At 41.0% G+C, this 23,549-nt stretch carries 26 protein-coding genes and 4 tRNA genes; 20 read left to right on the forward strand and 10 right to left on the reverse strand.

All coding sequences use genetic code 11. From position 1 onward, the window contains the following. Positions 1-36: 36 nt before the first annotated feature. The 10 genes from recA to EL242_RS11305 all read left to right on the forward strand — a co-directional run bounded on the left by recA (position 37) and on the right by EL242_RS11305 (position 4,459). Complete coding sequence (recA, locus tag EL242_RS11260) at positions 37-1,143, forward strand: recombinase RecA (RefSeq protein ID WP_126302657.1); 1,107 nt, start codon at positions 37-39, stop codon at positions 1,141-1,143. A 57-nt stretch (positions 1,144-1,200) separates the two neighbouring features. Continuing rightward, positions 1,201-1,680, forward strand: a complete 480-nt coding sequence (gene recX / locus EL242_RS11265; RefSeq protein ID WP_126302658.1) for a recombination regulator RecX — start codon at positions 1,201-1,203, stop codon at positions 1,678-1,680. Next, positions 1,673-1,984, forward strand: a complete 312-nt coding sequence (yqfB, locus tag EL242_RS11270; RefSeq protein WP_126302659.1) for a N(4)-acetylcytidine aminohydrolase — start codon at positions 1,673-1,675, stop codon at positions 1,982-1,984. The genes recX and yqfB overlap by 8 nt, the downstream gene beginning before the upstream one ends. A gap of 9 nt (positions 1,985-1,993) precedes the next feature. Next, entirely contained in the window at positions 1,994-2,530 is a 537-nt protein-coding gene (locus EL242_RS11275) for a type I DNA topoisomerase (protein ID WP_126302660.1), read from the forward strand. Continuing rightward, complete coding sequence (locus EL242_RS11280) at positions 2,523-3,077, forward strand: Sua5/YciO/YrdC/YwlC family protein (RefSeq protein ID WP_126302661.1); 555 nt, start codon at positions 2,523-2,525, stop codon at positions 3,075-3,077. The genes EL242_RS11275 and EL242_RS11280 overlap by 8 nt, the downstream gene beginning before the upstream one ends. 6 nt (positions 3,078-3,083) lie before the next feature. After that, positions 3,084-3,899, forward strand: coding sequence for a shikimate dehydrogenase (aroE, locus tag EL242_RS11285; RefSeq protein ID WP_126302662.1), 816 nt, complete (start codon positions 3,084-3,086; stop codon positions 3,897-3,899). A 166-nt stretch (positions 3,900-4,065) separates the two neighbouring features. Continuing rightward, positions 4,066-4,142 (forward strand) — tRNA-Met (locus tag EL242_RS11290). A 2-nt stretch (positions 4,143-4,144) separates the two neighbouring features. Then, positions 4,145-4,229: transfer RNA gene (locus EL242_RS11295), tRNA-Leu, on the forward strand. A gap of 25 nt (positions 4,230-4,254) precedes the next feature. Beyond that, positions 4,255-4,329: transfer RNA gene (locus EL242_RS11300), tRNA-Gln, on the forward strand. A gap of 55 nt (positions 4,330-4,384) precedes the next feature. Further along, positions 4,385-4,459: transfer RNA gene (locus EL242_RS11305), tRNA-Gln, on the forward strand. A gap of 152 nt (positions 4,460-4,611) precedes the next feature. Here the strand turns inward: EL242_RS11305 and uvrD are convergent. Genes uvrD through argR form a run of 3 tightly spaced genes read right to left on the reverse strand, consistent with a single transcriptional unit; the run spans position 4,612 to position 8,264 of the window. After that, positions 4,612-6,810: a DNA helicase II gene (gene uvrD / locus EL242_RS11310; RefSeq protein WP_126302663.1), complete on the reverse strand. Its 2,199-nt coding sequence runs from the start codon at positions 6,808-6,810 to the stop codon at positions 4,612-4,614. 45 nt (positions 6,811-6,855) lie between these two features. Then, positions 6,856-7,752, reverse strand: coding sequence for a TIGR01777 family oxidoreductase (locus EL242_RS11315; RefSeq protein WP_126302664.1), 897 nt, complete (start codon positions 7,750-7,752; stop codon positions 6,856-6,858). A gap of 50 nt (positions 7,753-7,802) precedes the next feature. Then, positions 7,803-8,264 (reverse strand): transcriptional regulator ArgR, encoded by a 462-nt coding sequence (argR, locus tag EL242_RS11320; protein ID WP_126302665.1) that lies wholly within the window; start codon positions 8,262-8,264, stop codon positions 7,803-7,805. Between the two features lie 195 nt (positions 8,265-8,459). On the opposite strand from argR, the gene mdh reads away from it, so the two are divergent. Continuing rightward, positions 8,460-9,422, forward strand: a complete 963-nt coding sequence (mdh, locus tag EL242_RS11325) for a malate dehydrogenase (RefSeq protein ID WP_126302666.1) — start codon at positions 8,460-8,462, stop codon at positions 9,420-9,422. 73 nt (positions 9,423-9,495) lie between these two features. After that, complete coding sequence (locus tag EL242_RS11330; protein WP_126302667.1) at positions 9,496-9,783, forward strand: hypothetical protein; 288 nt, start codon at positions 9,496-9,498, stop codon at positions 9,781-9,783. Between the two features lie 41 nt (positions 9,784-9,824). On the opposite strand, the gene EL242_RS11335 is transcribed toward EL242_RS11330, so the two are convergent. From EL242_RS11335 to serB, 3 genes are all read right to left on the reverse strand, one after another. Beyond that, on the reverse strand, positions 9,825-10,010 hold the full coding sequence (locus tag EL242_RS11335; RefSeq protein WP_126302668.1) for a DUF5363 domain-containing protein: 186 nt from the start codon (positions 10,008-10,010) through the stop codon (positions 9,825-9,827). Positions 10,011-10,093: 83 nt separating this feature from the next. Further along, positions 10,094-10,585, reverse strand: coding sequence for a YajQ family cyclic di-GMP-binding protein (locus EL242_RS11340; protein WP_006249599.1), 492 nt, complete (start codon positions 10,583-10,585; stop codon positions 10,094-10,096). Positions 10,586-10,597: 12 nt separating this feature from the next. After that, positions 10,598-11,461 (reverse strand): phosphoserine phosphatase SerB, encoded by an 864-nt coding sequence (gene serB / locus EL242_RS11345; protein WP_126302669.1) that lies wholly within the window; start codon positions 11,459-11,461, stop codon positions 10,598-10,600. 85 nt (positions 11,462-11,546) lie between these two features. Here serB and EL242_RS11350 point away from each other — a divergent pair, with 85 nt between their 5' ends. Next, positions 11,547-12,206: a YtjB family periplasmic protein gene (locus EL242_RS11350; protein WP_006249601.1), complete on the forward strand. Its 660-nt coding sequence runs from the start codon at positions 11,547-11,549 to the stop codon at positions 12,204-12,206. Positions 12,207-12,314: 108 nt separating this feature from the next. Next, complete coding sequence (gene infA, locus EL242_RS11355; protein WP_005705342.1) at positions 12,315-12,533, forward strand: translation initiation factor IF-1; 219 nt, start codon at positions 12,315-12,317, stop codon at positions 12,531-12,533. A gap of 52 nt (positions 12,534-12,585) precedes the next feature. Here infA and EL242_RS11360 read toward each other — a convergent pair whose 3' ends face one another. The 4 genes from EL242_RS11360 to EL242_RS11375 form a co-directional block, all read right to left on the reverse strand. Beyond that, positions 12,586-13,779: an NAD(P)/FAD-dependent oxidoreductase gene (locus EL242_RS11360; RefSeq protein ID WP_126302670.1), complete on the reverse strand. Its 1,194-nt coding sequence runs from the start codon at positions 13,777-13,779 to the stop codon at positions 12,586-12,588. Beyond that, the gene (locus EL242_RS11365; RefSeq protein WP_126302671.1) at positions 13,779-14,147 is read right to left on the reverse strand and encodes a DsrE/DsrF/TusD sulfur relay family protein; all 369 of its coding nucleotides are present in this window, start codon (positions 14,145-14,147) and stop codon (positions 13,779-13,781) included. The genes EL242_RS11360 and EL242_RS11365 overlap by 1 nt, the downstream gene beginning before the upstream one ends. A gap of 122 nt (positions 14,148-14,269) precedes the next feature. Beyond that, positions 14,270-15,565 carry an NCS2 family permease gene (locus tag EL242_RS11370; RefSeq protein ID WP_126302672.1) on the reverse strand — a complete coding sequence of 432 codons (1,296 nt, stop codon included), beginning with the start codon at positions 15,563-15,565 and terminating at the stop codon, positions 14,270-14,272. A 96-nt stretch (positions 15,566-15,661) separates the two neighbouring features. Then, the gene (locus tag EL242_RS11375) at positions 15,662-16,648 is read right to left on the reverse strand and encodes an oxidoreductase (protein ID WP_126302673.1); all 987 of its coding nucleotides are present in this window, start codon (positions 16,646-16,648) and stop codon (positions 15,662-15,664) included. Between the two features lie 240 nt (positions 16,649-16,888). On the opposite strand from EL242_RS11375, the gene ybfE reads away from it, so the two are divergent. The 6 genes from ybfE (at position 16,889) to EL242_RS11405 (ending at position 23,363) form a co-directional block, all read left to right on the forward strand. Next, positions 16,889-17,164, forward strand: coding sequence for a LexA regulated protein (gene ybfE, locus EL242_RS11380; protein ID WP_006252095.1), 276 nt, complete (start codon positions 16,889-16,891; stop codon positions 17,162-17,164). A 5-nt stretch (positions 17,165-17,169) separates the two neighbouring features. Next, positions 17,170-17,694: a flavodoxin FldA gene (fldA, locus tag EL242_RS11385; RefSeq protein ID WP_006250414.1), complete on the forward strand. Its 525-nt coding sequence runs from the start codon at positions 17,170-17,172 to the stop codon at positions 17,692-17,694. A gap of 35 nt (positions 17,695-17,729) precedes the next feature. Then, the gene (gene fur / locus EL242_RS11390; protein WP_006250413.1) at positions 17,730-18,170 is read left to right on the forward strand and encodes a ferric iron uptake transcriptional regulator; all 441 of its coding nucleotides are present in this window, start codon (positions 17,730-17,732) and stop codon (positions 18,168-18,170) included. Between the two features lie 82 nt (positions 18,171-18,252). Next, entirely contained in the window at positions 18,253-20,919 is a 2,667-nt protein-coding gene (locus EL242_RS11395; RefSeq protein WP_126302674.1) for a PqiB family protein, read from the forward strand. 17 nt (positions 20,920-20,936) lie between these two features. After that, complete coding sequence (gene luxS, locus EL242_RS11400; RefSeq protein WP_126302675.1) at positions 20,937-21,446, forward strand: S-ribosylhomocysteine lyase; 510 nt, start codon at positions 20,937-20,939, stop codon at positions 21,444-21,446. A 69-nt stretch (positions 21,447-21,515) separates the two neighbouring features. Next, positions 21,516-23,363: an ABC transporter ATP-binding protein gene (locus tag EL242_RS11405; RefSeq protein ID WP_126302676.1), complete on the forward strand. Its 1,848-nt coding sequence runs from the start codon at positions 21,516-21,518 to the stop codon at positions 23,361-23,363. The last annotated feature ends 186 nt before the right edge of the window (positions 23,364-23,549 follow it).

Consider the following 23,549-nt stretch of genomic DNA (forward strand, 5'->3'; position numbering starts at 1 on the left):
GGTTGCTTTTAGATAAAAGTTTACAAAGGATAGAATATGGCAGAGAAAAAAAGTCAAAAGAACACGCCGGTTAAACAGGTTGATCCGGAACAAAAAGAAAAAGCGTTGGCAGCCGCATTAGCTCAAATTGAAAAGCAATTTGGCAAAGGCTCAATTATGAAGTTAGGCGATACTCAAGCCCTTGATATTGAAGCAGTTTCAACCGGTTCTCTTGGTTTAGACTCAGCATTAGGCATTGGTGGTTTACCAATGGGTCGTATTGTGGAAATTTATGGGCCGGAATCTTCAGGTAAAACCACATTAACTTTATCTGTGGTGGCTCAAGCCCAAAAAAATGGTAAAACTTGTGCCTTTATTGATGCCGAACACGCACTTGATCCTATTTATGCCCGTAAGTTAGGGGTAGATACAGATGGATTATTAATTTCGCAACCGGATAACGGCGAACAAGCCTTAGAAATTTGTGATGCGTTAGTTCGCTCCGGTGCGGTTGATGTGATTATTGTGGACTCTGTTGCGGCACTTACACCAAAAGCAGAAATTGAAGGCGATATGGGTGATTCCCATATGGGCTTACAAGCTCGTTTAATGTCACAAGCATTGCGTAAATTAACCGCAAATATCAAAGCAACTAACTGCTTGGTGATTTTCATTAACCAAATTCGTATGAAAATTGGGGTAATGTTCGGTAACCCTGAAACCACAACTGGTGGTAATGCCCTTAAATTCTATGCTTCAGTACGTTTAGATATTCGTCGTTCAGGCGTAGTAAAAGACGGTGATGAGGTTATCGGTAGCGAAACAAAAGTGAAAATTGTGAAAAACAAGGTTGCTCCACCGTTCCGTGAAGTGCAATTTGATATTATGTACGGTGAAGGCATTGCCCGTATGAATGAATTGCTCATATTGGCTGAATCTCACGGCTTTATTAATAAAGCAGGCGCTTGGTTCTCTTATGAAGGGGAGAAAATCGGTCAGGGTAAAAATAATGCGATTAAATGGTTAAAAGAACACCCTGAAGTGGCGAGTAAAATTGAGCAAGATATTCGAAATCTACTCATTTCAAACCCGACTTTTACAGCTACTCCAGATTCTGAAAATGCAGACAATGCAGATGATGAATTTAGTGAAGAAGAACTCTAATTAAATGTATGCGGTTTTCGCTCAACGTGAAAATCGCATTTTTATTTCTAACCCACTATGACAACGACTTCTACTGCAAAAACAAATAAATACACAGCGGTCAATTATCTGCTATATTTACTTTCAAAGCGTGATTACAGCGAGCAAGAGCTACGGCAAAAACTCAAGCAAAAAGAGTATGATATAGCGGATATTGATGGTGCTATTGAAAAAGCCCAAGCGAATCAGTGGCAAAGTGATGAACGCTTTTGTACCGCTTTTATCCGTTATCGCTCAATGCAAGGCATTGGGCCTCGCCGCTTAAAGCAAGAGCTAAAACTTAAAGGGGTAAAAGATTGGTTAATTAACCAAGAATTAGAAAACGCCGAAGTGGATTGGTTTGAATTAGCGGAGCAAATTTTTGAGAAAAAACGGCCGCTTGTATGGGATCTGAAAGCAAAGCAGAAAATGTGGCGATTTATGGTCAGCCGTGGTTTTTATCACGATCATTTTAGTCATTTAATGGATCTGGATTACAGCAGCGATGAATATGAATAGAGAGAAAATTACCTTTTTCAGCCGATTCGAAACCGATATTTTAAGCGGTAAAAAAACAATTACGATTCGAGACAAATCAGAATCTTACTTTCAACCAAACCAAGAATTAGCTGTTTTTACCAACGAAACCGATAGATTTTTCGCTAATATCAAAGTGCTATCAGTAACACCGATTCACTACGCTGAATTAAACGAACAACACGCTAAACAAGAAAATATGAGCTTAGCCGAATTGAAACAAGTTATTCGAGAGATTTATCCGAACGACAATGCGTTTTTTGTGATTGAATTTATACTTATTTAGTGAATCCGTATGGTGCTTTTTAAATCAACCAAACACACTGAAATTTGTCCACAATGTGGCTCACCGTTACAAATCAAGCAAGGTAAAAAAGGGTTGTTTTTGGGTTGTTCAGCTTACCCCGATTGCGATTATATTAAACCATTACATCAAGCCAGCCACATTATTAAGGAATTAGATGAGCGTTGTCCTGAATGTGGTGGAAACCTGCAACTAAAACAAGGCAATTACGGCATTTTTATCGGCTGTAGCCATTATCCTGAATGCCATTTTATCGTCCACGAAGAAGCTGAAATTGAAGAAGAGTTTGATTGCCCGGAATGCCAAACTCATAAACTGGTGGCAAGAAAAGGGCGTTCCGGTAAGACATTTTATGGTTGTACTGGCTTTCCAAGCTGTAAATTCACTCTAGCCGGAAAGCCGGTTAAACACAAATGCGATGTGTGTGGCTGCGAATTGGCAAGCGTGAAAAAAGTAAAAGGTAAACAAACCTATATTTGTGCCAATAAAACTTGCCTACACCAAATAGAAATCCAATCAAATGAATAATTTTTTAGATATTGTTAATCAACTGAAACAGAACGAAGTAATTGCTTACCCAACCGAAGCAGTATTTGGCTTAGGTTGCAATCCGCAAAGTGAAACAGCCGTTCGTAAATTGCTTGCGTTAAAACAGCGCCCAGAGGAAAAAGGGTTAATTTTATTAGCCTCTGAGCTAAGCTATCTTCTGCCTTATATTGATGAAAGCAAAATGACAGAGCAGGCTTGGCAACGCCTAAGCCATATTGGCGAGCAGGCAATTACTTGGATCGTACCGGTTAAAAATACTGTGCCAAGTTACCTCACCGGCAAATTTGATTCTATTGCCGTACGTTTATGTAATGTGCCGGCGGTGGTTCAGTTGTGTGAGGCAATCGGCGTTGCGTTGACCTCTACCAGTGCGAATTTGAGCGGAGAACCCCCTTGTCGCAGTGCAAAAGAAGTTATCAATCAGTTTGGTCAAGATTTTCCTGTATTGCACGCAGATACGCTCGGTAGAGAAAACCCTTCCGAAATTCGAGATATTTTCAGCCAACAGATTTTTAGACAAGGATAAGTTGAAATGAACCGATATGCCGTATGGGGCAACCCGATTGCTCAAAGTAAATCCCCCCGTATTCATCAACTCTTTGCTTTACAAACCCAACGCAACATTGAATATATCGCTAAATTAGGTGATGAAACGGCTTTTGAGCAACAATTAGCTGATTTTTTCGCTCTAGGTGCAAAAGGTTGCAACATCACTGCTCCTTTTAAAGAAAGAGCCTTTAAATTGGCAGATGCATTTAGCGAAACCGCTTTGTTGGCACAGGCGTGTAATACGCTTAAACGCTTAGAAGATGGACGGTTATATGCCGATAATACTGACGGGGCCGGTTTAGTTTCTGATTTGGAACGGCTAGGTTGGTTACAAAAAGGGCATAAAACCTTAATTCTTGGAGCAGGTGGAGCAACCAAAGGCGTATTACTTCCGTTACTTAAAGCGGGGTTAGAGATTACTCTATATAACCGCACGCAGGAGAAAGCGGTCGTTTTAGCCGAAAAATTTGGCAAAATTCAGACCGCTTGTTTAAGCGATTTGGCAAACCAACGGTTTAATTTAATTATCAATGCCACCTCTCTCGGACTGCAAGGCAAATATGTTGAACTGCCTAAATCCGTCGTAGCTTCGGCGAATATTTACGATATGCAATATGCCCCCAATATGCAAACTCCTTTTCTCAATTATGCAAGACGTTGTGGAGCAACAGCGTGCCAAGACGGATTAGGAATGTTGGTTGGACAGGCAGCGTTTGCGTTTTCTTTGTGGGAAGGGCAATTCCCCGATGTTGAGCCTGTACTGGCTCAATTAAAATTAGAAATGCAAACGGTGAAATAGCAGAATATAAGCTATTATTTTATAAACAAAAAATGCTAGATTTAAGCCAAAACGACGAATAACTATACAAGCGAACCAAAAATTCAATTTTTTTAAAAAAAGTATTTGACGGAAAGCCCTAAAATCAGCATAATGCACACCGTTGACCGATATGGTGAACGCAAATGGCTACATAGCTCAGCTGGTTAGAGCACAACACTCATAATGTTGGGGTCGCAAGTTCGAATCTCGCTGTAGCCACCATTGCGGGACTGGCGAAATTGGTAGACGCACCAGATTTAGGTTCTGGCGCCGCGAGGTGTGTGGGTTCAAGTCCCTCGTCCCGCACCATTTATCGATTAACAAAAATTAGTGTTGGGGTATCGCCAAGCGGTAAGGCACCGGGTTTTGATCTCGGCATCCCTAGGTTCGAATCCTAGTACCCCAGCCACTTAATTTCAAACATTCAAATCTATATAAGCTAACGTAAGTTAGTTTTTTTCTTTTGGGGTATCGCCAAGCGGTAAGGCACCGGGTTTTGATCTCGGCATCCCTAGGTTCGAATCCTAGTACCCCAGCCATCTATTCTTTATCTTAAATTAATATCTTATTTCTGATACTTTACATTATATCTAGCTTGCATTATTTAATTTTATTTACCCTTAGTTTAAGGTTAAGAGGCAATATATCTTGCCCCTTATATCTATATTCCTGCAAAAAACTTTTTATTCGCCTAAATCCGCTCTAAATTTGCCATTTTGGCAATCAGCCATTTAATACCATTGCCAACAAAAGCAACTTGTAAACGGGTAGCTTCGCCTGAGCCTTCCACATTGATGATTGTGCCCTGCCCAAATTTAGCGTGGTTCACTTTCTGTCCCATTTTCCAAGTATCATCGTTTAAAAGGGAAGCGGTCGTTTTTGTCGGATTTTTTGCAAATGAATTAGCTTGGTTAAAACTTGCTGCTCGATTAATCGAACCTCTCAATCTCACTTCTCGAATATGTTCTTCCGGTAATTCAGCAATAAAGCGAGACGGAACGTGGCGTTCTTCTTTGCCATAAAGCCGTCTTGATTCGGCATAGCTAATCGTCAGCTTTTTCTTGGCTCGGGTAATACCGACATAAGCCAAACGGCGTTCTTCTTGCAATCTACCTTCATCAAAACTCATTCCGCTTGGGAAAATCCCTTCTTCCACGCCCACCATAAACACACGAGGAAACTCCAACCCTTTGGCGGAATGTAGCGTCATCAGTTCGACATAATCTTCGTGTTGCGAGGCTTGGGCTTCTCCAGCCTCAAGTGAGGCGTGGGTTAAAAATGCGGTAAGATCGGTTAGCTCTTCCGCTTCATCAGGTTTCACAAATTGCTTGGTTGCGGTAACTAACTCCTCTAAGTTTTCAATCCGCACCTCGCCCTTCTCGCCTTTTTCTTGCTTATACATTTCATATAAGCCCGATTTTTTAATTACAAAATCGGTTTGTTTCGCAAGCGACATCTGCTCGGTTTCTTGATCAAGAGCGTTAATCAGCTCTACAAAACGCAATAAGGAAGAAGCGGCACGCCCTGAAAGTTGCTCTTCTTGCACCGCCACTTGAATTGCTTGCCACAGCGTAATTTGGCGGGTTCGGGTAATTTGACGCAGAGTGTCTAAAGTGCGATCACCGATTCCTCTAGTCGGGGTATTGATCACCCGCTCGAATGCTGCATCGTCTTGGCGATTGGCAATTAAGCGTAAATAAGCCAGAGCATCTTTAATTTCTTGGCGTTCAAAGAATCGCATTCCGCCGTAAATGCGATAAGGAATATTTGCTTGAATTAAGGCTTCCTCAATCACGCGGGATTGGCTGTTGCTGCGATACAACACCGCACATTCTGCCAAATCGCCCTCGTCTTCTTTCCATTGTTTGATTTGCGAGGCAACAAAGCGGGCTTCATCAAGTTCGTTGAAGGCACAGTAAATATCCACAGGCTCGCCATCGCCACTGTCTGTCCATAAATTTTTGCCTAAGCGGTTATCGTTATTGGCAATTAATTCATTGGCACAGCTTAAAATATTGCCGGTGGAGCGGTAATTTTGCTCTAAGCGAATGGTTTGAGCGTTGTCATAATCATTTAAGAAACGTTGGATATTCTCGACCTGTGCCCCACGCCAACCATAAATGGATTGGTCGTCATCGCCTACAATCATCACTTTGCCGACATCGCCGGCAAGTAAACGAATTAAGTCATACTGAATGTTATTGGTGTCTTGAAACTCATCAATCAAAATTTGCTGAAAACGTTGTTGATAACGTTGCAAAATGGTTGGCTTGGTTTTGAATAGTTCATAAGCCCGAATCAACAGCTCGGCAAAATCCAACAACCCCGCTCGGTCGCAGGCATCTTGATAGATTTGGTAAATCTCCACCAATTTTTTTTCATTGGGATCGTTATGGTGATCAATATCTTTCGCCCGTTTACCTTTATCTTTTTGAGCATTGATATACCACGCAACGTGTTTTGGCGGAAAATGTTTCTCATCAATATTGTGCAGTTTCAGTAAACGTTTGAGCAAACGTTGCTGATCTTCAGTATCCATAATTTGGAAATCTTGCGGTAAATCCGCATCTAAATAGTGGGAGCGAAGTAAGCGATTGGCAATGCTGTGGAAAGTACCGACCCACATTCCAAACAAGCGGTTATCACCCGATTGGGAAAGGGTATATTCAATACGATGCCGCATTTCCGCCGCCGCTTTATTAGTAAAGGTAACGGCCAGAATATTAGATTCCGGCACATTTTCCACCCCAATCAGCCACGCAATGCGATGGGTTAAAACCCGAGTTTTGCCCGAGCCGGCACCCGCCAGCACCAAATAATTGCCAATCGGAGCGGCAACCGCCTCTCTCTGCTTGTCATTTAAACCGTCTAATAATAATGAGAAATCCATAATCACCTTTTAATCTGTGCTTTTATACAGCATTATAGCCTATTTTTAAGGTTTGATAAAAAGTTTCTCGGTTAAAATCGGGTTTTGGAATTGAAAACCTGCGTCGAGTAGTTTTTCAGGCATTAATTGCTGATTATCCAGTAGCAAACAAGCTCTTTCACCTAATGCTAGTTTCAAGGCAAATTCCGGAGCGGCAAAAAAAGCCGGGCGATTTACCGCTTTCGCAAAGGCTCGGTTAAATGCTTCATTTTTTACCGGATTTGGGGCAACAAAATTGTAAGCTCCCGAGCAATTTGCATTTTTAAGTAAAAAAATCACCGCTTGTACGTGGTCTTGAAGGCTAATCCACGCCCAATATTGCTTGCCGGAACCGAGCTTTCCCCCCAGACCGCATTGGTAAAGTGGCAACATTTTTTTTACTGCCCCACCTTCAGAGGAAAGCACCGTGCCGGTGCGAATGAGGCAGACTCGGGTTTTATCGCTTGCTGCGTTTAATGCAGCGGCTTCCCATTGTTGGCAAAGATGATTGGCAAAGCAATCTTGATAACAAGCGGTCGATTCTGTATAAAAATTTACAGAAGGCGGTAAATCGCCATAAATCCCGATTGCCGAACCGGAGAGAAAAGTATGCGGAGGGTTAGCACTTGCCTTAATTAATTCGCTGAGTTTATTCGTTACTTTAACTCGGCTTTCAATCAATTTCCGTTTTTGCTCGTCTGTCCAACGTTTATCAAAAATCGGCTCGCCGGCAAGGTTAATTACTGCATCAAAATCATTTAAATCAACAAGTTCATCAAGTGAATAGCAATAATTAATCTGTAAATCATCACTTTTCGCTTCTGTATCTCTAGTAAGAAGTGTAAAGTGGTGATTTTCAGATTTTAATTGCTGGATTAATTCACGCCCAATAAAACCCGTACCGCCTGTTATAAAAATGTGCATAATAATCTCCTAAAAAATAAGGAGAACGTTGAGTTCTCCTTATACTGATTCTACAATGATGTTTCAAATAACTGTGTCACATTCTTCACCAATTTTTCAATTTGCATATTGCGTGCCGGCGTTATAAAAATCGTATCATCGCCAGCAATAGTGCCTAAAATACCTTCGGCTTTACCCATTGAATCGAGCAAACGGGCTATCAGTTGAGCCGCACCGGGGCTGGTTTTGACCACAATTAACGCATCATTATGATCAATATCTACCACCAAATTTTTAAGTGGGCTGGAGGTAGTCGGTACACTTAATTCGACTGGTAGCTGATACACCATTTCCATTTTAGGATTACGGGTTCTGACTGCACCAAATTTTGATAACATTCGAGAAACTTTGGATTGGTTGATATTATCAAACCCCATCTCTTGTAGTGCGGCAACAATTTCACTTTGCGAGCCGAATTTTTCTTCCTTTAAAAGCGATTTAAACGCTTCTGATAAACTATCTATCTTGTCCACTTTCACACTCTTATTCACAAAAACTTAAAAATATTCATAATTCTTGCTTATTTATGCAAATAAATCAATAAAACCCATAAAAATCAGCTAAAAATTTGCTCTATGTCTCAAAAATGAGATTTGCCGTTTGAATCGCCCAAAAAATTGGCTTAGACTAAATTGGTCTAAACTTCCATAACATTTAGGAGAAATTTTATGTGTCAAAGTAAAAAAGTTGCCCTTTTAGGTGCTGCAGGTGGAATCGGTCAATCACTCGCCTTATTATTAAAACTCAATTTACCGGCTAAATCTGAATTATCTCTTTACGATATTTCCCCTGTTACTCCAGGAATTGCAGTGGATTTAAGCCATATTCCAACTGATGTAAAAGTAACCGGTTTTGCAGGTGAAGATCCGACTGAGGCACTAAAAGATGCCGATGTAGTTGTTATTTCTGCTGGTGTTGCCCGTAAGCCGGGGATGACACGAGCTGATTTATTCAATGTCAACGCAACTATCGTATATAACTTAGTCGAAAAAGCGGCGAAAGTTTGCCCGAAAGCCTGCATCGCAATTATCACTAACCCGGTGAATACCATTATTCCGATTGCGGCAGAAGTATTGAAAAAAGCCGGTGTGTATGACAAAAATAAACTTTTCGGTGTTACAACATTAGATGTTATTCGAGCGAATACTTTTGTCGCTGAAGCTAAAGACGTGAATGTGAAATATGTAAGAGTGCCTGTGATTGGCGGACATTCCGGTACCACCATTCTTCCACTACTTTCACAAGCAACGGTAAATGGCTTAAAACTTGAGTTCACTCAGGAACAAATCGAGCAATTAACTCACCGTATCCAAAATGCCGGTACTGAAGTGGTTGAAGCAAAAGCAGGTGGCGGTTCAGCAACCTTATCTATGGCTCAAGCAGGGGCAGAATTTGCACTTGGCTTAGTGAGAGCATTAATTGGGGAAGATGTCATTCGTTATGCTTATGTCGATAACACCAATGGCGAAACCTCTCCGGCATTCTTTGCTTACCCGATTCATTTAGGCACAAATGGGGTGGAGACAGTGCTTCCTATCGGTAATCTGAGTGAATTTGAAAAAGATCAATTAGAGCAATTAATTCCGGTATTAAATGACGAAATTCAATTAGGACAAAATTTTAATAAATAATTTTTAATAAATAATATAAAGGGCTGTTTATCAGCCCTTTATTTCAATCAAAATAATTTATCGAGGAAATTATATGCTAAAACACATTATTTCAATCAGTATAGTCGCATTTATTGCCGCTTGTTCACAGAATAAACCGGTAGAAGTTGTAAGTGATGATAAAAATATTGATTATGCACAACAAAAAAATATTCATATCAGTGAATCAACATCTACTAAAACTCAAACCGAGAATACCATTCAAAAACCTAAAAACGCCACTGCTCTTTGTTTTAACGGCAACTATTCAACAGATATGCAAAACCCTTGTGTTAAAGACGGTGGAGTAAAAGAAAGATTTAATCATTATCACGCAGATTAAATAAAAATGCACAATAGTTATCTCGCTATTGTGCATTTTTTTTATGCTTTATTTTCCGCTTTTTGTGTTTTTTCAGACGGCTCTTTTTCCGGTTCAGGGTCAAATTTCACTACAGGTACACAACCTCGGCAAGCACCTTGATTTACCCCTAGCTCATCGCAAAAGGCATCATATTTCTCAAGGGCTTTTTTAAACCAGCCTTTCTTTTCTGTTTGCTCGCTCATCATCTCTTCCTTTTATGTTGAATTATTAATGCAAGCGGTCAAATTTTGCTGAATTTTCCACTTGTCATCATTAATTGCAGAAATTGCTAATCACGGAAATTATTAAATTGGAATGGCTGCCCTAAATCTGCCCCTTTCACTAGCTGAATTGCGGCTTGTAAATCATCTCTGGATTTACCGGTCACACGCACTTGTTCACCCTGAATTTGGGCTTGAACCTTGATTTTAGAATCCTTAATCAGCTTGGTAATTTTCTTCGCCATATCTGACTCAATCCCTTGCTTGAGCTTAATTTCTTTGGAATAGAGTTTACCGTGATGCTCACTTTCTGTAGGGATATCTAATGAACTATGCTCGATCCCACGTTTTACGCAAGAGCCGATTAAAATCTCAATTAACTGCTCTAATTGGAAATCCGATTCGGTCGTGAGCTTAATGCTTTCATTTTTTTCATTTAACTCAATAACGGCTTCCACCCCACGGAAATCGTAGCGGGTGCTTAATACACGATTGGCATTTTCTACCGCATTACGCACTTCGTGCATCGTGATTTCAGATACAATATCAAATGATGGCATTTTTCTTCTCCATTAATTTTGAAATAAATTTTTCGCATTCAGCAATAAGCATAATGCGGTTAAGTCTCCAAAGTTTACCACAAAATCAGCCTGTTCTTGTACTTTTGGTTTTGCGTGTAGGGCAACGCCTAAACTGGCGGTTTTTAACATTGGCAGATCGTTTGCCCCATCGCCTACCGCAACCCATTGATTTTGTGGAATATTAAAGGTTGTTGCCAAATTTTTTAAGGTATCAGCTTTATGTTGAGCATCTACCACTTTGCCTAACACCTTGCCGGTTAATTTACCGTCAATAATTTCCAGTTGGTTAGACACCGCAAAATCCAGCCCGTATTTTTGTTTTAAGTAATCGGCGAAATAATCAAATCCACCAGACGCAATCGCTAATTTCCAGCCGTATTCCTTAAGAATAGCAACCATCTGCTCAAAGCCGTCCATAAGCGGTAGATCTTCCCGCACTTTTTGCAAAATGCTTTCCGGTGCGTTTTCCAGCGTGCCGACCCGCTTGCGTAAACTTTGCTCGAAATCCAGCTCGCCCCGCATTGCACTAGCGGTAATGGCAGACACCACCTCGCCGGTGCCGGCAAGTTTAGCAATCTCATCAATACATTCAATTTTAATGGCGGTGGAATCCATATCCATTAATAGCAAACCGGCTTGGTTTAAGGTTGGAATAATAGTGAGATCGCTAATATCCGCATTGATTTTCTGTGCCGTTTCACGCAGCTCGCAAGCGGTTAAATTTGTGGAAAAAAATGCAATTTTGTAGTCTAAATAGACCGCTTGTTTCAGCAAAATCGCTGCCGTTTGTTGTGAAAACAGCGCAATTTCGCGCTCATCTAAGTTTTTTGAATAGATAAAAATTGTGTTTGTCATTGTCTTATTTTAGGTTGTTTAAATTTACTGCACTAATCTAACAGAAAAGCGTGCTACAATCACGCATCATTTTGAGGGAATTTCGATGTACATTAGTCGTGAAAAAATAACGAAAACGCTTTTGCTGGCAGGGATTACGCTACTCTGCTGTGGGATCGTGGCGGTTATTTTAATGGGCGTAAACCAATTTAAGCTAGGCTCACAATTGGCCAGCATTAATCAAGTATCAAACCTTTCACACCTATTGGTTCGCCAGCAAGCAAATATTTTTTCGTTTTTGTTAGTTAAAAATGCCAAAACCGATGAGCTGGTTGATGCGTTGGATAGTTTTGCCAAAGAAGATTTTATTATTGATGCCAATATCTATTCACCAAATGGCGTGCTACTGGCTCAAAGCCAAAATGCGAAAGATTTAAAAGTATTGCTCGATTCAGAGCAATCTGCCAAAACTCAGCAAATTGTTGAGCCAATATTTTCTCAACAGGCGTTGGTTGGCTTTTTGCGGGTCACGTTTGATGCAGAATATGGGCAAACGACTAAAGCACGAGTAGAGCAACAATTTCATCAACTTTATGGGGAAATAATTATTTTGCTACTCACAGGTATATTGTTGGCAAGTAGCATTAACTACTATTTTCGTCGTAAAATTCATCATGTACAGATAAGTCCAAAACCACTTATGAGTCAAGTAAAAACCCAAACCCAGCGTTTTCACTCACGTCGCCGTTGGATTAAGCGTAAATAGTTTACACTCAAATGGATAAACGATTGTAATTTGAGCGAATAAGCGTATAATATCCGCCGTTTTTCGCCGAATGGCATCATATAAAAATAAAACTTTAAAGAGGAATAAATGGCTAAAGAAGATTGCATTGAGATGCAAGGTACGATTTTAGAAACCTTACCAAATACAATGTTCCGTGTGGAATTAGAAAACGGTCATATTGTTACCGCACATATTTCAGGCAAAATGCGTAAAAACTACATTCGTATTTTAACCGGTGATAAAGTAACGGTTGAAATGACTCCATACGATTTAAGCAAAGCACGCATTATTTTCCGTGCAAGATAATTCAGTATAAAATAAGGCGAACATTGTTCGCCTTTTTGTTTAGTTTTTTTAGTTATTTGCTTTTTTCAATAATCCCTTCCGCACAGGCAAAAGCCGATGACCACGCCCATTGGAAATTATAACCGCCAAGCCAGCCGGTCACATCTAACACTTCTCCGATAAAATAAAGCCCTGCGGTGTTTTTCGCTTCCATCGTTTTAGATGAAATATAGTCGGTATCAACCCCACCTTTGGTGACTTCCGCCGTGCGATAGCCTTCCGTGCCATTTGGCAAAAAGAGCCAATGATGAATAAATTGCTCTAAAAAGGTCAGTTCTTTTTTACTCAAATCGGCAATGATTTTATCTGTCAGTAATTTCTGTTCCAGCCAAACTTCAACCAATTTTTTGGGTAAATAGCGAGATAATACGGTTTTTAGCTGCAATTTCGGCGAAGATTGGCGTAGTTCGCTCAATATGTCAGTAATGGACTGTGAAGGTAGCAGATCAATCTCTACCGTTTCACCTAATTCCCAATAATTGGAAATCTGCAAAATTGCCGGACCGGATAAGCCTCGATGAGTGAACAACATCTGATTGCTGAAACTTTTGCCATTGGCGGAAACAGTAATCGGCATTGCAATGCCGGAAAGCTCGGCAAAATATTTATCGCTCTCTTTCCAAGTAAAAGGCACAAGGCTTGCACGTGGTGGCACAACAGGAATACCAAACTGCTCGGCAAGTTGATAGCCAAAAGGGCTTGCTCCGAGTGCCGGCATCGAAAGCCCTCCGGTTGCAATCACTAAATGTTCGGTTTGGAACTTGCCACAAGCGGTCGAAATTTCAAAAAAATTTGCAACTTTTTCCACAGAAATGACCGCTTGTCGTAACAGAATCTCAACCTTGCCTTTGTTGCATTCCGCTTGCAGTAAATCGACAATTTGTTGCGAGCTTTCATCACAAAAAAGCTGTCCTAACTCTTTTTCGTGATAGCTAATGCCATAGTGGCTGACAAGTGAAATAAAATCCCATTGGGTATAACGTGAAAGGGCGGATTTCACAAAATGGCGGTTTTGGCTGAGGTAATGATTCGCCCCAACCTCTAAATTAGTGAAGTTACAAAAACCACCGCCTGACATTAAAATCTTACGTCCAATTTTCTTGCCACTGTCTAGCACCACCACTTTTTTACCGGCTTGCCCCAGTTGGGCGGCACAAAATAGCCCCGCAGCACCGGCACCAATCACCACAACATCAATATTTTGCATTAAAAATTCAGTACCTTATCTGCTTGAATTGTCCAATCTGCCAGTTCAATTAATGTACCAATCTCTACTCCATCAGCTAAAGGCAAATCCGTAATCCCTCGAGCATTGGTGCAGGTTTTGCACAATTTTACGCTTGCACCTTGTGCGGTTAAAATTTCCAGCATTTGCTGAATGTGATACCCCTCCGCCGGATTTTGCTTTGCCAGCCCTGCGGTGACTGCATCCGACATTAAGAAAAGTTTAATTTCAGTGTGAGCTTTATGCTGCTCTTGGATTTGCAAAGCTAAACGTAAGGCACTAAAAAATGCTTCATTGCCATAAGGAGCGGAATTAATGATAAAGAGAAGTTTTTGAACTGAATCAGACATTGTTTTACCTCGGAATACACGAAACACATAGATAATGAATCAAATACCCTCTCCCCTTTGTGGGAGAGGGATAGATTTTTCTTCGTCTAGAAGAAAAATCAGGGAGAGGGGTTAGCGAGAGCTTAACCTACCCACACAAATTTAGCAATAAAGAGAAGTGAAACTACTAAAACAGAAAGATTGATTTCTTTCCAACGCCCGGTGAAGGCTTTCATTACGCAGTAGCTGATAAAGCCGAATGCAATCCCTTCAGTGATGGAGTAAGTAAACGGCATCATTGCGGTAGTAATAAATGCCGGTGTGGCTTCAGTTAAATCGTCCCATTTTACTTCAATCAAGCTAGATGCCATTAAAATTCCTACAAATACCAACGCCCCCGCAGTTGCATAGGCAGGTACTAACCCTGCAAGTGGTGAGAAGAAAATGGTTAATAGGAATAAGATCCCAACTACCACCGCAGTTAAACCGGTACGACCGCCAACTGAAACACCCGAGCCACTTTCAATATAGGTAGAAATCGCTGAAGTTCCCATATAAGAGCCTGCCATTGCAGCGGTACTATCTACTAGCAGAGCTTGTTTCATTTTCGGGAAACGCCCTTGTTCATCCGCAAAGCCTGCTTTGGTAGTCACCGCAATTAAGGTGCCGGAAGAGTCAAACAGGTTTACCAACATAAAGGAGAAAATGATCCCGAGTAAGGCAACATCAAAAGCACCGGCAATATCCACTTGCCCTACCACAGCACCAAGGCTTGGTGGCATAGACATTATGCCGTTAAAGCTTACAGCCGGGTCAAAGGCTAAGGCAAGAGCGGTAACAATCACAATTGAAATTAACACGCCTGAGTGAATACCTTTCGCCGCTAATACAACAATGATGAAAAAGCCTAAAATCCCCATTAACACTTTCGGGTCGTGCAAATCACCTAGTGCCACAAGCGTTGCCGGATTTGGCACCACCAAGCCCATATTTTTAAAACCGATTAGGGCAATGAATAAACCGATACCGGCACCAATACCTACACGTAAACCAAGTGGAATCGCAGACATAAACCAGTAACGAACTTGTAATACAGTTAATAGAAATAAGCCGACAGAGCCCAAGAAGATCGCCCCCATACCTACTTGCCACGAGTAACCTAATTTTTGCACTACTACGAATGCAAAAAAGGCATTTAAGCCCATTGCCGGTGCAAGAGCAATCGGTAAATTACTGAATAACCCCATTGCAATTGTGCCAAAAGCCGCAATTAAACAGGTAGTGACAAACACCACTTGGGTGTCCATTCCCGCCACGCCTAAAATAGACGGATTGACGAAAACAATATAAACCATTGTGAAAAAGGTAGTAATACCGGCGATAATTTCGGTTTTCACATTACTGCCTTTTGCTTTGAGCTGAAATAATTTTTCTAACATAAGACCTTCGGTGTTTAAACAAAATGACAACGCCCAAGCAATCGGTTGCTCGGGCGTTGACGATTTTTATCACGGAATAAATACTTTTGCAAGCACTTAATACGCTAAAACTAATTTTAGTAATTTCACCGCTAAAAATGCAAGGCTAAAACGCTGCTCATCAGCGACTGTCCAGAACTGGATTTCCTGTTCGGACTTTGTTAATAACTGACTGATTTCTAACGCATTTTGCTCTTCGCTTTCGCCATTTTTCACCGCGGTCATCACTGAATTTTCGTTGAAATTCAGCCAATTTTCGGCTTTCCACGCTTCACTTAAAACATTGGCATCTAGCTGATATTCAGATTGCACCGACACCATTTGGGAAACGCCATAAAAAACCGGCACTTGCACGCTGTGGAAGGTAGTACAAGCGGTCAAATTCGGTAAAACTTTTGCAAGTTGCAGCTCAAAGGCTTTTGAGAATGGTAGATTTTTCTCCTCTCCCTGCACATTTGCCGGCACAACATCAAAAGCGATACGTTCAGCATTTTCATCAAACGGAATGCCATTTAACAAACGGGCAGTTTGTCCGGCAAGCTCTTTGACTTTTTCATCACCAAAATAGGCAGAGGGTAAAAGTGACGTCACCCACACCTGTTTTAACGGCTCGTTCAGCAACGGTTTTAACGCTAATGCCAGTTGTGAAATTTGCGGATTGGCTAAGGCTACAATATTTCGCTCACGCAGATTTGCCACATTTTCATCATTTACACTTGGCACAACTACCGGTACATCGCCGATGAGTGCGGTAATGCCGTATAAATCTAAAATCACACAGCCGGCTTTCACCGCTTCTGCCAACACTTCCGCTTGTGCCATTTTACCGGCAAATAGAACATGGCTAAATTCCGCCCAATTTACTTCATCTAACGCATATAGTGCGACTGCTTTTGCCCCAAAGCGTAAATTCTGCTCTTCACCAAACGGCTCAAGCTCAACGGCTGAAATATTTTCAATCCCTAAATCTTGATTTGCTAATGCTTCAAGTAATTTTTCTGCCAGCGTAAAATCAGCGGCAATCGCTAAATGGATATTCGACACACTATCTCCTTTTTCATAACGTTATTCGGTTTCATTATAAGCTAATTTCACGCTTCAGAAAAATCATAACTCATAATGTGTAATTTATGGTTTTTGCAAATTTTAAACGAAAAAACACCGCTTGTTTTGCCTGCAATTTGCTTTTCAAATGATTGAACTTTTGATATAGTTCACACTTTAAAAGTAGCTTATCATTCTCATTAAAACTGAGGATTAGCTAAAGCCCAATAGTAAAACAAAATGGCAAAACAAGATTCAGATTGTATAACCTTAGATCTGTTTGCGACTGTACCAAAAGTTGGGCGTCCTCGTACAAATCCTCTTGATAGAGAACAACAACTTCGAATCAATAAACGTAACCAACTAAAACGAGATAAGTCTTCCGGTTTAAAACGGGTAGAATTAAAACTGCATTCGGATTTAGTAAAGTTATTAGAGGAACAGGCGTCTGAACAAGGTGTTTCACGCGGGCAGTTAATTGAAACAATTCTAAATAATTATCTCACAAATAGGTAGTAGCAATGGCAGTTGTAGGTTTATTTTACGGTAGCGATACAGGCAATACAGAAAATATTTCAAAAATGATTCAGAAAAAATTAGGGGCTGAATTAATTGATATTCGTGATATTGCTAAAAGTACAAAAGAAGATATTGAAGCATACGATTTTCTGATGTTTGGGATCCCAACTTGGTATTATGGTGAATCGCAAGCCGATTGGGACGATTTTATGCCTACCCTAAAAGAGATTGATTTTAACGGCAAAGTCGTTGCAATTTTTGGTTGCGGTGATCAGGAAGATTATGCAGAATATTTCTGTGATGCAATGGGTACTGTGCGTGATGTGGTAGAGCCAAATGGTGGTGTGATTGTTGGTCATTGGCCAACTGCCGGTTACACTTTCGAGGTTTCTCAGGCCTTAGTTGATGATGATACTTTTGTCGGCTTATGTATTGATGAAGATCGTCAGCCTGAATTAACCACTGAACGTGTTAATAAATGGTGTGAGCAGTTGAAAGAAGAAATGTGCTTAGACCAACTCGCATAATAACTATTTTGGATAAAGATAAATAGGTGGCATATATGTCTGAAGCAAATATTAAACGTTTAAAAGAGGTAGGCTTAAAAGTAACCGAGCCTCGTTTGACTATCCTTGCATTAATGCAAGATATTCGTGATGAAATGCAACATTTTGCAGCAGAAGATATTTATAAGATTCTGTTAGAAAAAGGCTCAGACATTGGTTTAGCAACGGTTTATCGTGTCTTAAACCAATTTGAAGAAGCCGGCATTTTAACCCGCCATAATTTCGATGCGAATAAAGCAGTATTCGAATTAAATATGAACCACGAACACGACCATATTATTTGTATGGATTGTGGTAAGGTGTTCGAATTTAAAGATCCTGATATGGAGCGTCGCCAACGTGAAATCAGTGAAAAACACGGAATGGAATTGACTAACCACAGTTTATATCTGTATGGTAAATGCAGTAATTTAACCAACTGTGATGAGAAAAAATAATATTTCTTATTTTGACTTATTTCTATTACCGAAGTCCCTTTGGGTCTTCGGTATTGTTCTATATAGGTTTCCCTAATTTAAAATGACGATGGAAGAAAATACCCACACTGTTGTAGATGCCCAAATCCGGCAACCTCGCAAAATTTCTCCTTTTTGGCTGTTACCAATAGTTGCTTTTATTATTGGTGCTTTGCTATTTTTCCAAATTTTAAAAGAGCAAGGTGAAACAATCACAATTCGATTTAGTAAAGGTGATGGCATTACTGCCGGAAAAACCGCTATTCGATACCAAGGTTTGCAAATAGGCCAAGTTAAGCGCGTTTATTTTGTTGATAACTTAAAAGAAGTGGAAGTGCAAGCAGAAATAAACCCTGAAGCCAAAAGTATTTTACGCAAACAGACTAAATTCTGGTTAGTGCAACCAAGTGCTTCTTTGGCCGGAGTTTCAGGCTTAGATGCGATTGTTTCTGGTAACTATATTACCCTACTTCCCGGTGAAGGCGATTTCGTCGACGAATTTATTGCGGAAGAAGATCCTCCGGCTATTACCGTGAGCGATGGCGATTTACTGATCCGTTTAATCTCTGATGACATAGGCTCTATTACTGTCGGAGCGAGTGTTTATTTCCGTAAAGTGCCAGTGGGCAATATTGCCGATTATCGTTTTACCAAAGACCAGAAAAAAATCGAAATTGATGTCGTCATTAACCAAAAATACGCTCATCTAGTGAAAAAAGAAAGCCGATTTTGGAATATTAGTGGCATTAGCGCTGATGTAAATTTACAAGGTATTAAAATCAATATGGACAGCCTTGCCTCGGTAGTACAAGGTGCGGTTGCTTTTGATTCGCCTGATAATATGGAAGTTGCCGAGCAAGGACAGAAATTTGAGCTATATCCGGATTTGAAATCAGCTAAACGTGGAATTGAAATCAACGTAAAACTACCGCTTACGCGTAATTTAAAAATTAATGAGACCGGCGTTTTTCACCAAAATGTGCAAATTGGTATGCTTTCTCAGCTAAAATTACCGCAAGTAAAAGACAACGGTGTGCCACAGCAAGAATCAGAGCAGCATAGACAGATTGATGGGGTTTTATTAATTGACCCAAGTTATGAAAATTTACTACGCTCACAAACTAAAATCTTGCTCAAAGAGCCGAAATTCTCCTTAAACACAGAGCAACTGACCAAAGTGGGCGAGCTGCTGCGTGGTGTCTATTTTGAAGTTCACCCGGGTGAAGGGGAACCACAATCGGAATTTGTGGTACAAAACGAAGCCGATTATCTATTAAGTTTACCGAATTTACTTAGCTTTAGCTTAATTGCTCCTCAAGCCTATGGGGTAGATACCAATCAGGGGATTTACTATAGCGATGTGCAAATCGGAGAAATCGTCAAACGTAGCCTAGAGTTAGACAAAGTACGTTTTGATGTCATTATTTATCCGCCTTATCGCAACCTGATTGGGAGTAACAGCAAATTTGTTGCGATATCCAACATTGATATGTCGGTGGGGCTAGATGGGTTAAGAGTTCACGCCGGTTCACCATCTGAATGGTTAAAAGGCGGTGTTCGCTTAATTAACGGTAAAAATGACGGTAGCCCGAAAAAACAATATGCACTGTATAAAGATGTAGAAAGTGCCGAATCAGGCGTTGCAACCTTAGAGAAAAAAGCGACTACGACCCTTTCGGCTGAATCACTATCCGGCATTAGCGAAGGTTCTGTGGTGCTATACCGTGATTTTCAGGTCGGTGAGGTGTTAAAAATCACACCGAAACAACAGAAATTTGAGGTTGAGCTATTTATTCAGCCAAATTATCGCCATCTATTAACCGAAAAAAGCCGTTTCTGGATTGAACCGGCAGCCAATGTCGATGTGTCACTCAAAGGCGTGAATATCACCACAGCTCCGTTAATGCGTACCTTAAAAGGGGCGATCAGCTTTGATAATGGCGGTTCAAAAGGCAATAAAACGCTTTATGCCAGCAAAGAAAAAGCTACCTCGGGCAATACTTACCTCACGCTGATTGCGAAAGATGCGAGTAAGTTAAGCGAAGGAATGGACATTAAATATATGGGATTAACCGTAGGTCAAATTGAAAAACTTGAGCTACAAAATGCAAAAAAACAGATAAAAGCGACCGCTTACATTCAAAGGAAATACTATCCGTTAATTGCAAAAGCCGGCAGTAAATTTAATGTTATCTCGCCTGAAATCAGTACCTCCGGCTTTAAAAATTTAGATGCAGCACTGCAAAATTACATTACGGTTGATGTCGGTTCAGGGCAAGCTCAAAACCAATTTGTTCTTGCAGATACCGACACAGTGAAAACCACCTATGCCAACGGTTTCCCGATTATTGTTGAAACCACTAATGCCAATGGTATTCAGCCGGAAGCACCGGTGCTTTACCGTGGAATGCAGGTGGGAATAGTCAGCCGTTTAGGGCTAAGTGAGTTAGGCGATCGAGTGCTTATTTATGTCAATATTCAAGATAAATACAAGCACTTAGTCAGAACTAACACCCAATTCTGGCAAGCTTCAGGTTACACGATGGACGTGAGCCTGCAAGGTGTAAGTATGAACTCAGGCACAATGTCGCAGTTATTAAACGGCGGTATTGAGTTCTCTACCCCTTACACTAAAGTGGTGAAGCCTCAGGCTCAGCCAAACAGACGATTTTTCTTACAACGCAAACTACCTGATGAAGCCCCTGCTTGGGATCAAGGAATTGCGGAATAATATTGATGGAGTAAAAAATGCCTTTATTAGATAGTTTTAAAGTAGATCACACCAAAATGAACGCCCCAGCCGTGCGTGTTGCAAAAACAATGACCACACCGAAAGGCGATACCATTACCGTGTTCGATCTCCGTTTCTGCCGTCCGAATATTGATATTCTACCGGTGCGTGGGATTCACACGATGGAACATCTTTTTGCCGGTTTTATGCGTGACCACCTCAATAGCGAACAGGTGGAGATCATTGATATTTCACCAATGGGTTGCCGTACCGGTTTTTATATGTCACTGATTGGCACACCTTCAGCAGAAGAGGTTGTCAAAGCGTGGACGGCTTCAATGGAAGATGCGTTACATAAAATCCCTGATGTATCGGCAATTCCTGAGCTGAACGAATATCAATGTGGCTCTTACAAAGAGCATTCTTTAGAAGAAGCTCACCAAATTGCCCGTAATGTGTTAGCTGCCGGCATCGGTGTAAATCACAACGAAGATTTAGCCTTAGACGAAAAATTACTTAATCCATAATTTTTCTTAACATTTTTCGGGGGCAAATGGTTATTTGCCCCTGCATTTTTATTCGGAAATCACAAATTTATGTTTGAAAAACTGTTTCAATGGTTTGAGGCAAGGGTGGAAACTTACCCAAATGAAATGCCAAGAACCCCAAAATCAGGTCTCATTCCTTTTATTTACGACGCCACTAAAGGAATGCGGTTTTATATCTTACTGCTGACTGTGTTAGTGGCAGCGGTCGGTATTATCGAAGCGGTTCTGTTTCGTTTTATGGGCGATTTGGTCGATTGGGTCAATAAATACTCGCCAACAGAACTTTGGGCAGAAAAAGGCTGGACGATTATCGGTATGTTTTTTACTGCCCTACTCGCAGTGGTGTTTGTTTACCTTGCCAGCAGCATTCGCTTTCAATCTCTGCAAGGGGTATTCCCAATGCGTTTGCGTTGGAACTTCCACCGCTTAATGCTCGGGCAAAGTTTAGGTTTCTATCAAGACGAATTTGCAGGAAGAGTATCGGCAAAAGTAATGCAAACCGCCCTTTCCGTGCGTGATGTAATTATGACTTGTGCCGATATGTTGGTGTATGTGCTGGTTTACTTCACCACCTCCAGCGTGATTTTATTACAACTTGACGGCTGGTTATTCGTGCCGTTTATTTTATGGGTCATCTCATTAGCGGCAACCATTATCTACTTTGTCCCGAAATTAGCCCAAGCCGCTCAAGAACAATCTGATGCCAGAAGTCTAATGACCGGTCGAATTACCGATGCTTACGCTAACATTGCCACCGTAAAACTCTTCTCGCACGGCAACCGTGAATCTGCCTACGCCAAAGAATCAATGGAAGAATTTATGGTGACAGTGCATAAACAGATGCGTTTAGTCACGGTGATTGAAACTGTAACCAACCTTACTTCTATGGCATTAATTCTTTCTACCGCAGCCATCGGCTTATGGTTATGGGGAACGAATATAGTGACAGCCGGTGCGATTGCGACTTCAACCGCATTAGCGTTACGAATCAAAGGGTTATCGCAATGGATTATGTGGGAATTTGCCCGCCTGTTTGAAAATTTAGGCACGGTGCAAGACGGTATGATTACTCTCTCCAAACCGCATAATGTGGTGGATAAAACCGATGCTAAACCATTGAATGTGACACAAGGTGAAATTAAATTTGAGAATGTGGATTTTTCCTACGACCCGAAAAAACCGTTGCTGAAAGACTTTGACTTAACCATTAAACCGGGGGAAAAAGTGGGCTTAGTCGGGCGTAGTGGTGCAGGTAAATCAACGCTCACCAATTTATTATTGCGTTTTTACGATATTCAAGACGGTTCAATCACGATTGACGGGCAAAATATCCGTGATATTACCCAAGAAAGCCTTCGCTCACAAATTGGTTTGGTGACCCAAGACACCTCGCTATTACACCGCTCTGTGCGTGAAAACTTGATGTACGGTCGCCCGAACGCCACCGAAGAAGAGATGATCAAAGCCGTTGAACAAGCTGCCGCCAGTGAATTTATTCCAAACCTGCAAGATGCCAAAGGCAGAACCGGTTTTGATGCACACGTTGGCGAACGAGGGGTAAAACTTTCCGGCGGACAACGCCAACGGATTGCGATTGCCCGAGTGATGCTAAAAGACGTTCCGATTTTATTACTCGATGAGGCAACCAGTGCGTTAGACTCTGAAGTAGAAGTGGCAATTCAAGAAAATCTCACGCAATTAATGGAAGGTAAAACCGTGGTTGCGATTGCCCACCGCCTCTCTACCATTATGGCAATGGACAGACTTATCGTGTTAGATAAAGGCGAAATCGTTGAACAAGGCACGCACGAAGAATTGCTTGCTCAAAACGGTGTTTACGCCAGACTTTGGGCTCACCAAAGCGGTGGGTTCTTACCGGAGAATACGGATATTTAATCCACTCCATCACACATCATACTAAGCAAGCGGTCATTTTTTGTTAGCAATTTGCAAGATTTCAACAAAAAACGACCGCTTGTTCGCCAATTAAAACCTCTTCCAAGCACCAATAAAATCTATCAAAAATTTGCAAGATTTCTCCCCTTTTTTCAGGTATCATTATGACCTTTAATAACAATAATT

The sequence above is a fragment of the Mannheimia haemolytica genome (genome assembly GCA_900638155.1).
Classification (GTDB): Bacteria; Pseudomonadota; Gammaproteobacteria; order Enterobacterales; family Pasteurellaceae; genus Mannheimia; species Mannheimia glucosida.